The sequence below is a fragment of the Thermocoleostomius sinensis A174 genome (assembly GCF_026802175.1).
Lineage (GTDB): Bacteria > Cyanobacteriota > Cyanobacteriia > Elainellales > Elainellaceae > Thermocoleostomius > Thermocoleostomius sinensis.
Map to the genome: position 1 here is coordinate 1,123,651 of NZ_CP113797.1, position 15,866 is coordinate 1,139,516.

A 15,866-nucleotide genomic window follows, 5' to 3' on the forward strand; every position below is an offset into this window, starting at 1 on the left:
ATTTAAGCGACACTTCCCCTTGATCAGGGGAGGTTGAGAGGGATCTCATCTGTCGCATTCACAATTGAAATTGAACGAAGAGTCAGTACGAGAGTCATTTAGCCCAATTCAACTCAAACTCGGCTCAGCGCAACTTGTCACAGTCCTGAAGCTTTTTCATCATAGCTACAATCAGGTCTGCATCCACACGGCAGCCACCTCGCCCCGTCCCCAATCCGCCAAACTGTAGCGTTCGCCACCAGGGAATTCTCCAATACCACAAGGCTGGTAGATGCCCTCTCGGAGCCTCTGGTGTAAAGATCAATTGACTATAGTACTTATGAAAATGGGCACCCCGCTGCCACCACCCGATCGCCTTGCTAAATTCCAAGGCTTTTGTATAGGTGGCTTGAACCGAATTAATGAAATCGGGTTCAGTCGTAGGAATCTGAGTATAAATTTCGTGTTGGCTATAGAAGCCAAAGTGTCCGTTGCTGAACTGATGCCACAGTTGACCAATACGATTGAGATCTTTACAGGGCAATTCTTCAATCGCATTCACATCTAACCATCCTTCTTCTCGGCGATCGGCTAGGGACAGCAGGAGATCAAACGTTGCTCGATCGGCCTCTCGCCAAGCACGGTTAGCTAGATGCTGGTGCAACTTGGTGTAGGCTTCCGGTAACTGAGCCGTGACCGACAACGAGGAAGGGGATTGTGGTGATTGAAGTTCTGTAGGCGGTAGGCTATGAGTTGTAGGAGAGGGAGGTTGGGTCATGGCAGACTCGTCGTAGGCACGAGAGTTCGCGGCGAATTGAGTACTTTTTATACTTTTTAAACGATCGGCTAGCACCTGTTGCTCTGCTTGGGCTACATCTTGCCCATCAAGGCGCAACTCTCGCTGTAATTGCCACAGCCGATCCTGGGTGGCTTCGTCTGCTAATTTATTAGCATCGAGAGCTTGAGCAAACACGTTACGATAGCGTTCTAATTTAACGGCATAGTTAGGATCGGGCAGGCTGGCAGCTTGTGGAGCGAATTGTTCCTCCGTTTGGGGATCACGGCTAGCTGGTCTCAGTCCATCTGCTGAACCTAACGTTTGTCCTAAAAATTTTTGGTATGCATTTAATACCCGGTGCTCAATCGCCTCAGCCGCTTGAGAAGAAACGCCTAAACGCTCGCGATGCCACTCCAGATGCGATCGTTCGCCTTCAATGTCTCCTCGATTATTTTTAACGAGCCGCTTGACGATATCCAGATACTGGCGTTCTGCTTCCGTCATTGATTGGCCGCCTCCAGCCCTACCATCTTGATCAGTTATACGCTATTCCCACCCTTCTGCTGCATGGGTTTCTGCATCAATTAATTGTTGCTTAATCTCTAACCAATCAGTTTGACGCAGAATTTTGTCTTGAACTAGCTTGCCCTCCTCAAGCTGTAGCACTCGATCGCAAAACTGTTCAGCTACGTCTAGCTGGTGATTCACCATCACAATCGTTATTCGGTGATTCTCGGCCAAATCCGTCAAGAGATTGATTAAGTAACGACTGCGTCCGGCATCCAATGCTGAAGTGGGTTCATCCAGTAGCAAAATCTTTGGTTGCATGATCAGTGCTCGAGCAATTGCCACCCATTGTCGTTGCCCAACAGATAATTGCAATTCTGTCCGTCCTAACCAATCTTCGGGCAGGTGCAATCGTTCCGTCCAAATGGCAACCTGCTGTTGAATCATTGAGCGTGAGATTCGTTTCAACGTTAATGGATATTCTAACGCTTGCCGTACAGTCATCCCCAACAGTTTTGACTCCTGCGGCACCATTACAATCTGCTGACGTAGCTGAGTAGGTGGAATCTGACGAATCTCGCGTCCTTCAAAGAAAATTTGCCCCTGTGTTGGGTCACCCAATCGGTTTAAAAGACGTAACAGCGAGGTTTTGCCTGCTCCAGAAGGACCGACAATCGCTACTCGATCGCCTGCTTTCACTTCAAATGAAACATCTTGCAGCAAAGGGTGTGAACCAACTGAAGCTGTCAAGCTAACGTGCTCTAGAAGAAGTTGCGACATGTGCACAGAAAGGCTAAAGAATCAAGGCTCAGGTACATTTGCGATGTCATCGTATAATTCTTTCACCCTTCACCCTTGAGCAATGGCTGTCAAGATCGTCCAGACATCGATCGCCAATAACAGCAGCGTAAACACAAGTAAAATGAAGTACATCCACGGTTGAGACAATGGCTTCACATCTGTCGTATCGATCCCAGTCTCAGCTTGGATTCGTCGCACTAGTTCCGCAAAACCTGCCACGCGCATCGGCAACAGATAGGCTTCACCCGACTCACTGAGAAAATAGTAAATAATGCCACCCTGTCCAGTCGATCGGGGCTTCAATGCTTGAATATCGGTCCAGGATAAAACCCAACCTTTACGAAACACCTTGGGAACCCAACCAGGATAGGTCACTTGAATTCCGCGATCATCCACAATAACCCGTTCACAAAGTGCCGCATAAAGCAGGAGAAACCCAACTGCAACTCCTGCCCAAAGTAATGCAGGAGACACAGAAGCTTCCGTCGCTGCCGCTAGCCACGGCAATGGTAAAGTTAAAGCTAAATAAAGCAATAACAACGTTGCGCGAACGATCGGTGAAAGGCGAAATGTGCGTGTATTGGACATGGTCTCACTTAAATCTGGTCTCTTGGCGGAGGACAATACAGTAGACACAACACTCTTCAGTTAAAAATTTCTCCTCTAATCTAAACTAATCTCTGCGTTCCGACAGACCATTTAGACAATCTCTAAACAATAGATTTTGACAAAACACCCCAACTCCTCCTTTTAAAACCAAAGCAGCCGAGGTTTGCTGTGTAGCAGACCTCGGCTGTGAATAAGAACCTGGCATCGAGCTATTTTGGCAGGACGCAGCCGTCCAACTATCTTCGCCGCAGGTGCGTTTCACTCCTCAGTTCGGGATGGATGAGGGTGGGTCCACACCGCCATAGACACCAGGAATGGGCGTTGTGCTCAATCACAACCCAGAAGGCTGCATAGCAAGGCAGATAGCATGACCACAGTAACCTATCGACGTTAAGGTCAAGCCCTCGGTCTGTTAGTATTCCTCGACTTCATACATTACTGCACTTCCATCTAGAACCTATCAACGGGTGTTCTCCCCGTGACCTTACTGGCTTGTGCCATGAGAGCACTCATCTTGAGGTGGGCTTCCCACTTAGATGCTTTCAGCGGTTATCCACTCCGCACTTGGCTACCCTGCGTCTACCGTTGGCACGATAACAGGTACACCAGCGGTGCGTTCCTCCCGGTCCTCTCGTACTAAGGAGGACTCCTCTCAATGCTCTTGCGCCTGCACCGGATATGGACCGAACTGTCTCACGACGTTCTGAACCCAGCTCACGTACCGCTTTAATGGGCGAACAGCCCAACCCTTGGGACGTACTACCGCCCCAGGTTGCGATGAGCCGACATCGAGGTGCCAAACCTCCGCGTCGATGTGAACTCTTGGCGGAGATCAGCCTGTTATCCCTAGAGTAACTTTTATCCGTTGAGCGACGGCCCTTCCACTCAGTGCCGTCGGATCACTAAGGCCGACTTTCGTCCCTGTTCGAGTTGTCACTCTCACAGTCAAGCTCCCTTATGCCTTTGCACTCTCAGGCTGATTTCCAACCAGCCGGAGGGAACCTTTGCGCGCCTCCGTTACCATTTAGGAGGCGACCGCCCCAGTCAAACTGCCCACCTGATACTGTTCCCTTCCCGGATCACGGGTAAGGGTTAGAATTCTAGCTCTGCCAGAGTGGTATCTCACCGTTGGCTCCACACCTCCCACAAGAGATGCTTCTGCGCCTCCCACCTATCCTGCGCAAGCAAAGCCCGAACCCAATACCAGGCTACAGTAAAGCTTCATAGGGTCTTTCTGTCCAGGTGCAGGTAGTCCGTATCTTCACAGACACTCCTATTTCGCCGAGCCTCTCTCCGAGACAGCGCCCAGATCGTTACGCCTTTCGTGCGGGTCGGAACTTACCCGACAAGGAATTTCGCTACCTTAGGACCGTTATAGTTACGGCCGCCGTTCACCGGGGCTTCAGTCGCCAGCTTCAGCTTGCGCCTGACCGACTTCCTTAACCTTCCGGCACTGGGCAGGCGTCAGCCCCCATACTTCGTCTTGCGACTTCGCGGAGACCTGTGTTTTTGGTAAACAGTCGCCTGGGCCTCTTCACTGCGACCACCTCGCGGTGGCACCCCTTCTCCCGAAGTTACGGGGCCATTTTGCCGAGTTCCTTAGAGAGAGTTATCTCGCGCCCCTGAGTATTCTCAACCATCCTACCTGTGTCGGTTTCGGGTACGGGCAATTTGACGTTAACGTGGTTCGAGCTTTTCTTGGAAGCCTGACATCACACACTTCGGGGACGTATCCCCTCGGTCTCACGCCTCAGCTCGGAGCGTTTTCGCCGCTCCTCATCGCCTCGCACGCTTGCACCAGTAACCATCTTCTGGCTGTGCTAGCCTTCTCCGTCCCTCGGCACAACGTCAAATCGGTATCGGAATGTTGACCGATTGTCCATCGACTACGGCTTTCGCCCTCGCCTTAGGTCCCGACTAACCCTCCGCGGACGAGCCTTCCGGAGGAACCCTTAGGATTTCGGGGCATTGGATTCTCACCAATGTTTTCGCTACTCAAGCCGACATTCTCACTTCTGCTTCGTCCACACCTGCTTCCGCTGATGCTTCGCACTACTACAGAACGCTCCCCTACCGATTAACTTACGCTAATCCCACAGCTTCGGTACGTCATTTAGTCCCATTCATTTTCGGCGCAGGAGCGCTTGACCAGTGAGCTATTACGCACTCTTTTAAGGGTGGCTGCTTCTAGGCAAACCTCCTGGTTGTCTGGGCACTCCCACCTCCTTTGCCACTGAATGACGATTTGGGGACCTTAGCTGGTGGTCTGGGCTGTTTCCCTCTTGACGATGAAGCTTATCCCCCACCGTCTCACTGGTTGTGTGTCCACTGGGTATTCAGAGTTTGACTCGATTTGGTACCGCTCTCGCAGCCCGCACCGAATCAGTGCTTTACCCCCCAGCTATAGTCACAACCGCTGCGCCTCAACACATTTCGGGGAGAACCAGCTAGCTCCGGGTTCGATTGGCATTTCACCCCTAACCACAGGTCATCCGCCGATTTTTCAACATCGGTCGGTTCGGACCTCCACTTGGCTTTACCCAAGCTTCATCCTGCCCATGGTTAGATCACCCGGGTTCGGGTCTATAAACAGTGACGCTCGCCCTCTTCAGACTCGCTTTCGCTTTGACTTCGACATATTCGTCTTAATCTGCCACTGCCTATAAGTCGCCGGCTCATTCTTCAACAGGCACACCGTCACCCGTTTAATCGGGCTTCGATTGCTTGTAAGCTGATGGTTTCATGTTCTATTTCACTCCCCTCCCGGGGTTCTTTTCACCGTTCCCTCGCGGTACTGGTTCACTATCGGTCACACAGGAGTATTTAGCCTTACGAGGTGGTCCTCGCAGATTCACCCGGAATTCCACGTGCTCCGGGCTACTCGGGATGCAGCTAGATGCGTTAAGTTTTCGACTACAGGACTTTTACCTCCTCTGGTGCACCTTTCAAGTGCTTCGTCTAACCGCTCGCGCTCTTGTTGCTGTCCCACAACCCCGACAGTTAAAACCATCGGTTTAGGCTGTTCCCGCTTCGCTCGCCGCTACTAAGGGAATCGCGTTTGCTTTCTCTTCCTCGGGCTACTAAGATGTTTCAATTCGCCCGGTTCGCTCGTGTCATCCTATGTATTCAGATGACCGTTTACTAGGGTTGCCCCATTCGGAAACCGCCGGATCACTGCTTGCTTCCAACTCCCCGGCGCATATCGTCGGTAACCACGTCCTTCTTCGCCTCTGTGTGCCTAGGTATCCACCATCAGCCCTTTCTAGCTTGACCATGTCAACATTGGTATCTGTTGTTGCTACCTGACTATTTCTTGCTATGCAGTTTTCTAGGTCCTGGCTGGATAGCATCCAGCAGTCTCTCTTGCGCGCTTCCCTCAAGCCTCAAGACCAGGTGCTGAATGTCTCCTAATAACTACTCAATAACTACTCACCTTGGGCGGTAATCCCAGTGGAGGTTAGCGGACTCGAACCGCTGACATCCTGCTTGCAAAGCAGGCGCTCTACCAACTGAGCTAAACCCCCATGTCGAAGATTGAATCCGGAAGATTCAAAACCAAAGAAAATCAGGCTCTCTTCTGTTTCCCTTCTTCCCTCTTCCCTCTTGCCAAGGTGGGCCATCCTGGACTCGAACCAGGGACCTCACCCTTATCAGGGGTGCGCTCTAACCACCTGAGCTAATAGCCCATGAACCGAACCAGCTAGTTTGAAAGCCTCTGCACCACTGCCTGACCGACCTTGGGATGACCAACTCTTACCTTAATCGCACGTCGCTTTCAGGCGTAGAGTCGGGAGGTCTCCCTATAAAGGAGGTGATCCAGCCACACCTTCCGGTACGGCTACCTTGTTACGACTTCACCCCAGTCATCAGCCCTGCCTTCGGCGTCCTCCTCCGACAGAATCGGTTGGAGTAACGACTTCTGGTGCAACAAACTCCCATGGTGTGACGGGCGGTGTGTACAAGGCCCGGGAACGTATTCACCGCAGCAATGCTGATCTGCGATTACTAGCGATTCCGACTTCATGGAGTCGAGTTGCAGACTCCAATCCGGACTGGGATGGGGTTTCTGGGATTGGCTCACCGTCGCCGGATCGCAGCCCTCTGTCCCCACCATTGTAGTACGTGTGTAGCCCTGGCCGTAAGGGCCATGATGACTTGACGTCATCCCCACCTTCCTCCGGCTTGTCGCCGGCGGTCTCCTTAGAGTTCCCACCCGAAGTGCTGGCAACTAAGGACAAGGGTTGCGCTCGTTGCGGGACTTAACCCAACATCTCACGACACGAGCTGACGACAGCCATGCAGCACCTGTCTCACGGTTCCCGAAGGCACCAATCCATCTCTGGAAAGTTCCGTGGATGTCAAGGCCAGGTAAGGTTCTGCGCGTTGCATCGAATTAAACCACATACTCCACCGCTTGTGCGGGCCCCCGTCAATTCCTTTGAGTTTCAGTCTTGCGACCGTACTCCCCAGGCGGCGAACTTAACGCGTTAGCTTCGATACTGAGCTCCGAAGTGAGCCCAACATCCAGTACCCATCGTTTACAGCTAGGACTACAGGGGTATCTAATCCCTTTCGCTCCCCTAGCTTTCGTCCCTCAGTGTCAGTGCAGACCCAGCAAGGCGCTTTCGCCACCGGTGTTCTTCCCAATATCTACGCATTTCACCGCTACACTGGGAATTCCCCTTGCCCCTATCGCACTCTAGCTGACCAGTTTCAACTGCCCTTACGGAGTTAAGCTCCGCGCTTTAACAGCTGACTTGACCAACCACCTACGGACGCTTTACGCCCAATAATTCCGGATAACGCTTGCCTCCTCCGTATTACCGCGGCTGCTGGCACGGAGTTAGCCGAGGCTGATTCGATAGGTACCGTCAGTCCTTCTTCCCTATCAAAAGAGGTTTACAATCCACAGACCGTCTTCCCTCACGCGGTCTTGCTCCGTCAGGCTTGCGCCCATTGCGGAAAATTCCCCACTGCTGCCTCCCGTAGGAGTCTGGGCCGTGTCTCAGTCCCAGTGTGGCTGGTCATCCTCTCAGACCAGCTACGGATCGTCGCCTTGGTAGGCTCTTACCCCACCAACTAGCTAATCCGACGCGAGCTCATCCTCAGGCAATAAATCCTTTCACCTCTCGGCATATGCGGTATTAGCGGTCGTTTCCAACCGTTATCCCCCTCCTAAGGGCAGATTCTCACGCGTTACTCACCCGTCCGCCACTAGATTCCGAAGAATCCCGTTCGACTTGCATGTGTTAAGCAGACCGCCAGCGTTCATCCTGAGCCAGGATCAAACTCTCCATGTTGTCTTGAGTTTGTTGGCTTCTTCATCCACTACCGCTGAATTATCTGAACTGGCTATTCACCCAGTCCCTTCAACAGTAGCTCCTTTTCAATCCCTCTTCGAAACTCCCTCCGAAGAGTCATTTACTTTTACAGGCTCTTGATGCTATTCTGGCTTTCAAACTATTTATTTATCTAGGTTCGGCGCGCCTTGAAGGCATTCGCTCCGCTCTCGCTTCGCTTCGCCCCTCTCGACCGCTTTACCAAGATAGCTAACTCTGCTCAGATTTGTCAACGGTTTTATCAAGTTTTTCCGAAATTCGCTTCAATCCTTGAATTAGTCTGGTCTTACGACATTAAGTTTCGATCGCTTACAAGCGTCAAGCGAAGCATATTCTGAGAAGCATGAAACACTATTGGGGTGCCCAGTTACCGACTCCTCCCAACCTTCCATTATTAGTGAGAGGAACTGCGGACGGTGGGGTTAATTCTATGCAACATGACCAAGGATTGGTATTAGCAGGAGGAAATAGAAAATGTGGGTGAAGTGCAACGTTATAAACAACGTTATAAACAACGTTGTATTTGTGCAGAGTTGAACCGTGAAAGTAGAACAGTGCGCTACTCGTCTTGGCTAAAGCTTAGATGTAGATTGATGAATGTGCTCCCCAGTATCAGCATTCCTGTGCTAGGGTCATGAAGAATTAGTTTTGTGCGGCAGTTGACTTTTCAGGCAATTTTCCGGAGCTAGTTCCTTTATTGTTTTACTATTGTCTTTGACTCTCACAATTTCTTCCATGTCAATTTACGTCGGCAATTTATCCTTTCAGGTTACTGAAGAGGATATCACTGAGGTTTTTACAGAGTACGGAACTGTCAAGCGGGTTCAAATTCCGACCGATCGCGAAACGGGCCGTGTCAGGGGGTTTGCTTTTGTTGAAATGTCGAGCGATGCTGAAGAGGCTGCGGCTATAGAGGCGCTCGACGGTGCAGAATGGATGGGGCGGGATTTGAAAGTGAATAAAGCTAAGCCTCGTGAAGAACGACGACCAGCAGGTGGTGGTTGGGGTAACGGCAATCGTTCTCGCCGCTACTAACTCAGTTCTAAGCCAGTGTAGAGACTGAATGTATTTGAACAATTATCACCAATAGTCAAGAGTTAAAGAGGGTCAACCAACGTTCACCCTCTTTAACTTTTTTATTAGCATTATTGAATCCAAGTGAATAATTCTACTCAATCGATTCTTCATCATCTAGCTCTAGCTCTGGATATCGTTCTAGGATTTTAGTAATCAATAAGTAGAGTTCCTCAATGATAGTGAAGCCACCATCAGCGCCTACCTCTAGAGAAAGCTGATCGATCGCGCTGAGGGCTTCTCTAAGACAACTGCTTGCTTCAGGAGTCAATGCTTCAAAGTCAGTATTCATGATGTATCCTCTGATTTGAGCGGTAGTTGAGCAATGGAATGGTGAAGCTGTGTGCAGCAGAAAAGCCCAAACTGCAACCAGTAACTTCTGTTCGCTGGTGAGGATGTCCTCGTTGTCTAAGGAGTCTTAATTCCCATGATCTTGGAAATGCTTAGCTAATCAATAGCTTGCGCCATACCTTCCATCCTTGTACCAGAAGTTGCATCAGCGTTGGGTCTTCAATTTTGATACCAATGCAGGAAACCTCAGTTAATTCTTGAGTGGCGCTATAGATCGGCACATTCACCCATAAAATCCAATAGCGATCGCCGTTACAATCCCGATTTTCATTGATGTTAAGACTGTGAGATTCAGGAACCGTGCAAACCGATTGTAGCAATGTCACTAACGATCGGCCGCTACTTTCGGTTTCTGGAACAAACGATGTCGTAGCAGGTTGATGTAGCACGTCTTCTGCTGTAAAACCAAGCACCATTTCGGCTCCATGACTCCAAGCGGTCACTTCTGCTGTTGAACTACTCAACCTCACTTCAATTTTGTTGGTATGTATTCCGACATTACCTGTGATCCGATGCAACCAACCCAGCAAATATTTCATCAACCGCCCATACAGCGGCAGTGGAGCAAGCGAATGAGAAAGCGACAAAAATTGTTCCACTCCATAGGCCAAAAGACTAATGCCCCGCCGCCAGCGACAAACGTTCAAGCGACAAATTCCCAGGAGAATCGATATTCCCCAAGGAACCGATTGCAGTAAAATTTGAAGCTCGCTTCTGCTCTGGTCTTGCCATTTCTGCCGCTGATCAATGTAGTCCGAAATCATACCTTCAACATAGTCATGGTAAAGCGGGACGGTATGGTCTTGAACTGACAGCAACCAAGCTTTAACAAAGCTGCCGAACTTCCTTAAACACCAAGCAGATATTTGATCGAGCAAGCTATGCATCAAATTCTCGCGTGACAAAGCAAAAAGACGCTCCTTGTTAATCAAAATTTCAACCCATAGGCAAATGATGCAATTTACTAGACTGAATAGCGATTTTCGTCAACGGGAAATGACCTACTGATTTAATTAATTACATATCTATCAAAAAAGGATAAATTGACACAATAAAAATATGAGATTTCTTAAATTGATGGTATGTTGATTATCGAATTTGTATAATATAACGATGGACATCTCACTCTAGTGAGCAAATACGTCAGATGTCTAGCTCATGACTACCTGGCGTTGCTTCGCTGTCTTGTCTGATCAAAGTCTGATCGGATATAGTCTGCGGCTAGTTTGGTTCATTGGCTCGATTGATGAACCCTTGAGTTCAATCAATGTTTAGTGTTGCTGACAATCTGTCCCATCAGGGCAACTCTCAACCAAAGGAGGATACATGTTCAACGAGACAGCTTCTTCAGTCAACAAAGTGGAGCACAGCAGCCATTTTGCCAGTCCTGAAGAGGTGACGACTACTCGCAAGGACGAAAAGAAACTTAAAGCGCATCAGGAACAGGTATCGCATCGCCAGTTTGCCAAAAAGGATGCATCTTACGAAGACATTACCATTTCCAAATTGGAGGAGGAAATTCTCAACCTATTGGCAGGCAAAGAGTTGTACGGTTTACAGATTATCGAAGCATTCGCAGAGTCAAGTAGCGGTAAGCGGACGATCGGTGTTGGTAGCCTCTATCCGACCTTAAACCGGCTGGAAGAAAAAGGACTAGTCAACTCTTGGATGAAGGATCGTCCGGCAGATGAGCGAGGAGGAGCGAGAAGAAAATACTTTCGCATCACACAGCTTGGGTTGATGGTCATGACTGAAGCTGAGAAATTCCGTAGAAAGCTCTACGAGTGGCGACCTGCAACCTAATAGTGCCGCATCTGCCCTCTGTTTCAATGCGTTAAATAGCTGCTTAGGACAGCCACGGCATTGGAGCCGTCAGCAAATTTAGGACTTGTGCTTTTCTGGCATACTCGTCGTTGGGTAATTTTATCATCAATTTACAGACAGCAACTCTGCTGTCTTATTTTTTTGATAATTATTCTTCTTCTCAAGAATTGGCATCTGCGAGCAAATATCAAAAATATATAATATGATCATGGTATCGCTTGATTCTCAGGAGGGGCGATGCGATTTAAATTGAAACTATTCCTTCCAAAGCTTCGGGTCAAAATCGCTGCTTTCCTGGCAATCGCCATTGCTTTTGCCTCAACTTTGCTCTTAGTCGATCGCTATCAAGTCCAACAGCAGTATCAAAATCAGGAATTTATCAGCCAAATTAACGCAGCTTGGCTGGCTGGGAATTATCAAGATTGTATAAACAAAGCACAACAGGTGGCTCTAAATTCACCCGTTTCCCAAGAAGCTCAGATGCTATCGCAGTTTTGTCAAGATGCGATCGATCGAGCAACCTTAGCGTCTGCCAGAGCGTTGGCTACCGTCGATCAATTGGAACGAGCGATCGGTCTTGCAACCAGTATTTCTGCCGATTCTGCTCACTTTGCAGCGGCTCACCAGGACATTGAAACGTGGTCGGTTCACGTGTGGGAACTAGCCCAACGCTACTATTGGTCTGCCATTGATCAATTAGACCTTGCCGTTACAACGGCGAATAGCATTCCTGAACGCTGCTCTATTTATCTCACTGTGCGGCAACAGGTTCAAGCGTGGCAGCGAACTTGGGAAACGAATCAACGCCATTGGCGGGCGGCTGACATAGCGATCGAGATAAATGATCTAGAACAAGCCGCAACCGAATTGGCGCATGTGGTGAAGCATCCCTACTGGGACATGCGAATTCTGCCGTTGATTGAGCGACTTCAGGCGAAACAGCAGCAGTATCAAGCCCTGGTCATGGAGATTCAGCGACACCTACAACAAGGAGAGCTAGAGGTAGCCAGAAACAAAACCAGTCAGCTTCCGCTGACAGGGGCATTAGGAGAAAAACGAGCAGAGCTAACGGCTGCGATCGATCGAGCAGAGGCAAGAAAATCGCCCAACATGGTCCCTTTGGAAACCGTCGTCGGGGTACTGCTGCTATTCTTCGAGATATTGATCGAAATTGGGGCACGGCGAGTTAGATAGCCACTTAAATTGATCGTTCCCTGAACGCTATTTCTAACCGTGGGTTTCATCCTTGCGTTCGTTTAATGTTGTTTCTCTAATGTTGTTTCTCCATCCCTTGCCATCACTCCCAAGCCCGGACTGTTATTGGGAACGAGGCAACCTGCTTGCATAAACGCGCCCACAAACGGATCGTCGCGTAAGTTGAGATGGCTATCAAGATCAAGGTGATCGGCGAAGGGGGCAAGGTGAGCAGCGGCAGTATTAGACAGGGCACTGTCGGAATAGCAGCCAAACATAATTTGCAGACCGCAGGCTTTTGCAGTATGAATCATACGCCAGGCTTCGCTTAATCCGCCCGACTTCATCAGTTTGATGTTGATACCATGCACTCGATCGGCCAACTTGGGGATATCAGCACTTGTAAAGCAGCTTTCATCGACAAAAAGGGGCAGCGGAGATTGTTGATAAAGGTGCGGCAAATCATCCTCTTGTCCACGGGCAAGGGGCTGTTCTATATAGGTGATGCCCTGTTCAGCCAACCAGTGGCTCATAGTAATAGACTCGTCCAAACTCCAACCACCGTTAGCATCAATGCTCAGTTTTGCGGCAGTAGGGGCAACCGCTTGAACTGCTTTCAGCATGGACTGGTCGGCGGCGATGCCTGCTGGACTACCCAACTTGACTTTGATAGCTTTCACGACAGTGGTTTGTTGCCAATCAAGCAGGCGTTGTTGGGCTGCTTCGGGTGAACTAATGCCGATCGTCACAGAGGTAGGTCCAATCTGCTGGCGATCGAGTCCCCACAGTTGCCACAGCGGTAGCCCCACTCGTTTGCCCAACCAGTCATGTAACGCCACATCTAAAGACGTGCGGACAGCAGACAGAACATGTTCTGCTTGTAAGAAGCGATCAATGGCTTGACGATCGTAGGGAGTATAATCTGATAGCTTCGGAATCAGGGCTTGAAGCTGTGCCAACAAGGTTTCGGTGAGTTGAGGCTGCTGACCGATCGAAAAAGGTGAAGCCTCTCCCCAGCCAGCAATGCCTTCATGCTCGACCATCACCCACAGGTTGGTACTGGTGGCTGTTGTTCCTCGACTGATGGTGAGTGGAACGCGCTTATGAACGGTAAAGGGTTTAACTTGAATTTGCATGGGGTGTCAATCTAGAAACGGCTGGCAGCCTAGGCAAATATGATAGGATGGATTGCAATTTCAAAATACTTTACAAGATACTTGAAATGGTGCTCGACTACAAATAATTGGCTACAAATTAGTCATAAACTAATCATTGAACTATGTCTTATACAACGTTTCCAAACTCATGACATTTATATGGATTTCGTAAGGGCATTTTGAAAACGCTCTGATAGTTAGATTAAGGTTGGCAAATCATGCCTGAATTTAGCAACGCTGCTCATTTATTAGTAGTGGAGTGCAAAGTTAGGTTGTGCAAGCAATAAATCAATGAAATATAACCTTCATGTTATTAATGCTATTAAATCGATCGCGTTTCGCTACCCAAATATTGTTTGGGGATTATTGATTTTTTCAACCTGTTTATTTGTGTACTTGAGCAACGGTAGTGATTTTTTCCTTGGCTCTAGTGACAATATTCCTAACTCGCTCCTTGCATTCAATTGGCTAGAAAATCAAACATTAGACTTCAATCGCTTCCAAAATAGTTATCCCTATTTAGGCGGTGAATCTCCTTATTTCTTTGCTAAAGGATTGAATGGTGAATTGACCTCGCGTTATCCTATTGGAACCGCAGTCATTACCTTTCCTTTGTATGTTGGCTTTTACTTGTACTTGAAATTAGATACCTTAGTGCAAAGCATAAGGATTGGACAACCTGTTGATTTCATAGACATTGCCAGTCAGGACTTTAGAATTTACCGAACTAGCTTTAGCAAGCTAGCAGGAGCGATCGCAACAGCGTTTTCTGTTGTGCTGTTCTACTTCACAGTTCGACTCAAATTTAGTCAGAGCATTGCCCTCATTTCAACTTTCATCTTTGCCTTTGCCACCTCTAGTTGGGTATTGAATTCGCAAGATTTGCGACAACATACGATTTCTAATTTAGTATTAATCACTATCATTTTCTGTCTCATGAAAGCCGATCGGAGACAGGGAAAGGCTCGACGAATTTTATTGTTGTTGGCAGGTATATTTTGCGGACTATTGCCCAGTGTGCGCGTAACTAGCGGAATTTTTTCCTTGATGGCTGCCCTCTACACCCTCTCTGCCTTTCGCAAAGAAGCTATTTTTTTTCTGTTGGGTTTGCCCAGCGTGCTGCTACATTTCGCTTGGAATGCCTACTATTTTGGGTTTGACAATCTAATTTCAGGTGGCTACGTTGAGCAGTTTGAAAATCGCCCGTCAACGTACAAATTTACCCTGACGCAATTTCGCACTGCTGCACTTGGTCTGTTGATTAGCCCCAGTGAAGGATTGTTTGCTTATTCTCCGGTGCTGTTGTTTGCCATTCCAGGAGCCTATCAGGTGTTTCGACACCGCGCCGGACGCGACGAAAAACTGCTGCTGTGCCTAACGGTAGCGGCGATCGGGTTATTTATTAACTACGGCTTTTATGGATCTTGGGCGGGCGGTAGCGATTCCTATGGGTGCCGCTTTTTAACCGATACATTGCCTGTTGCTTGCTTGCTGGTAGCTTATTGTCTAGCCGCTATAGTAAGACCGATCGAGCAGGTCACGCTCGATCGCCACCGACCTGTTGCCACAACCAAGCTGGCTTCTGGCTTGCTCACACTTTTTCTAGTTACAACTCTCGTTTCTACAGGCATCCAAGCAATCGGAGCCTATAGTTCTACTGATTGGGGCGCGTCGCCAATTCCAGTATTGGCCGATCGCAGTAGACTGTGGCAGCTACAGGATAGCCGAATTGAACGCCATTTTCGCAATTTGCTGATCCGCATTCATCCTCCCATTCACGATCGGAAACAGTATGTGCGCGGGTTGGATGGGCGCGTTAATAAAGTAGAAGTACTAGCCCAAGGCAATGTCACTGACATCAGCAATGGATTGGTGATCGAATCAAAACGGCGCAGGCTGGTTCGGGCAACACTGGTCAATACTGGCACATCACCCTGGTTTGGTTATCAAACTGGCATGGTGAAACAAGGGGAAACCAAGCTGCGCGTTCACTTTGTCGATGCTAATGGTAACAAGTTCCCTCCCCGTGAAAGCCGCTGGCTCAATATTGCTGGAATGCCAACCTCTGGAGAAACAACCGAGGCGATCGGACGAATTATGTTTCCCAGAGAGCCAGGAACTTATCAAATGGTGTTTGATGTGTTCGCATGGGGCTTGGATAATGCTCCAAATAAGAACAAGCCACCAGTCTATGCGCTTGATGTTACGGTTGTCCCTAGAAGTTAGCTGTGACTCAGATAGGACAGAAATGTC

General features: G+C 48.9%; 10 protein-coding genes, 2 tRNA genes and 3 rRNA genes. 4 read left to right on the forward strand and 11 right to left on the reverse strand.

The features are described 5' to 3' along the window. Window positions 1-124 precede the first annotated feature (124 nt). The 8 genes from OXH18_RS04950 to OXH18_RS04985 all read right to left on the reverse strand — a co-directional run bounded on the left by OXH18_RS04950 (window position 125) and on the right by OXH18_RS04985 (window position 7,974). On the reverse strand, window positions 125-1,261 hold the full coding sequence (locus OXH18_RS04950; RefSeq protein WP_268611300.1) for a GUN4 domain-containing protein: 1,137 nt from the start codon (window positions 1,259-1,261) through the stop codon (window positions 125-127). Window positions 1,262-1,303: 42 nt separating this feature from the next. After that, on the reverse strand, window positions 1,304-2,044 hold the full coding sequence (locus OXH18_RS04955) for an ABC transporter ATP-binding protein (RefSeq protein ID WP_268611301.1): 741 nt from the start codon (window positions 2,042-2,044) through the stop codon (window positions 1,304-1,306). A gap of 69 nt (window positions 2,045-2,113) precedes the next feature. Beyond that, complete coding sequence (locus OXH18_RS04960) at window positions 2,114-2,653, reverse strand: hypothetical protein (protein ID WP_268611302.1); 540 nt, start codon at window positions 2,651-2,653, stop codon at window positions 2,114-2,116. A 217-nt stretch (window positions 2,654-2,870) separates the two neighbouring features. Continuing rightward, window positions 2,871-2,987 (reverse strand): 5S ribosomal RNA (gene rrf, locus OXH18_RS04965). Between the two features lie 79 nt (window positions 2,988-3,066). Continuing rightward, window positions 3,067-5,947 (reverse strand): 23S ribosomal RNA (locus OXH18_RS04970). Between the two features lie 178 nt (window positions 5,948-6,125). Then, window positions 6,126-6,198: transfer RNA gene (locus OXH18_RS04975), tRNA-Ala, on the reverse strand. Between the two features lie 88 nt (window positions 6,199-6,286). After that, window positions 6,287-6,360 (reverse strand) — tRNA-Ile (locus OXH18_RS04980). A gap of 118 nt (window positions 6,361-6,478) precedes the next feature. Further along, window positions 6,479-7,974, reverse strand: a 16S ribosomal RNA gene (locus OXH18_RS04985). Together the 16S, 23S and 5S rRNA genes with 2 tRNA genes alongside form the textbook arrangement of a ribosomal RNA operon. A 774-nt stretch (window positions 7,975-8,748) precedes the next feature. Here OXH18_RS04985 and OXH18_RS04990 point away from each other — a divergent pair. Then, on the forward strand, window positions 8,749-9,048 hold the full coding sequence (locus tag OXH18_RS04990; protein WP_268611303.1) for an RNA recognition motif domain-containing protein: 300 nt from the start codon (window positions 8,749-8,751) through the stop codon (window positions 9,046-9,048). 133 nt (window positions 9,049-9,181) lie between these two features. Here the strand turns inward: OXH18_RS04990 and OXH18_RS04995 are convergent, their stop codons facing one another. Both OXH18_RS04995 and OXH18_RS05000 read right to left on the reverse strand, forming a co-directional pair. Next, on the reverse strand, window positions 9,182-9,379 hold the full coding sequence (locus tag OXH18_RS04995; RefSeq protein WP_268611304.1) for a hypothetical protein: 198 nt from the start codon (window positions 9,377-9,379) through the stop codon (window positions 9,182-9,184). Window positions 9,380-9,530: 151 nt separating this feature from the next. After that, a complete protein-coding gene (locus OXH18_RS05000; RefSeq protein WP_268611305.1) occupies window positions 9,531-10,343 on the reverse strand; it encodes a PAS domain-containing protein in 813 nt (270 codons plus the stop codon). Window positions 10,344-10,764: 421 nt separating this feature from the next. Between OXH18_RS05000 and OXH18_RS05005 the strand changes: the two genes are divergently transcribed. Together OXH18_RS05005 and OXH18_RS05010 are read left to right on the forward strand one after the other, a co-directional pair. Then, the gene (locus OXH18_RS05005) at window positions 10,765-11,241 is read left to right on the forward strand and encodes a PadR family transcriptional regulator (protein WP_268611306.1); all 477 of its coding nucleotides are present in this window, start codon (window positions 10,765-10,767) and stop codon (window positions 11,239-11,241) included. A gap of 258 nt (window positions 11,242-11,499) precedes the next feature. Beyond that, on the forward strand, window positions 11,500-12,456 hold the full coding sequence (locus tag OXH18_RS05010) for a hypothetical protein (protein WP_268611307.1): 957 nt from the start codon (window positions 11,500-11,502) through the stop codon (window positions 12,454-12,456). A 62-nt stretch (window positions 12,457-12,518) separates the two neighbouring features. Here OXH18_RS05010 and OXH18_RS05015 read toward each other — a convergent pair whose 3' ends face one another. Then, the gene (locus OXH18_RS05015) at window positions 12,519-13,592 is read right to left on the reverse strand and encodes a dipeptide epimerase (RefSeq protein ID WP_268611308.1); all 1,074 of its coding nucleotides are present in this window, start codon (window positions 13,590-13,592) and stop codon (window positions 12,519-12,521) included. 312 nt (window positions 13,593-13,904) lie between these two features. Between OXH18_RS05015 and OXH18_RS05020 the strand changes: the two genes are divergently transcribed. Then, window positions 13,905-15,839, forward strand: coding sequence for a hypothetical protein (locus OXH18_RS05020; protein WP_268611309.1), 1,935 nt, complete (start codon window positions 13,905-13,907; stop codon window positions 15,837-15,839). Window positions 15,840-15,866 lie beyond the last annotated feature (27 nt).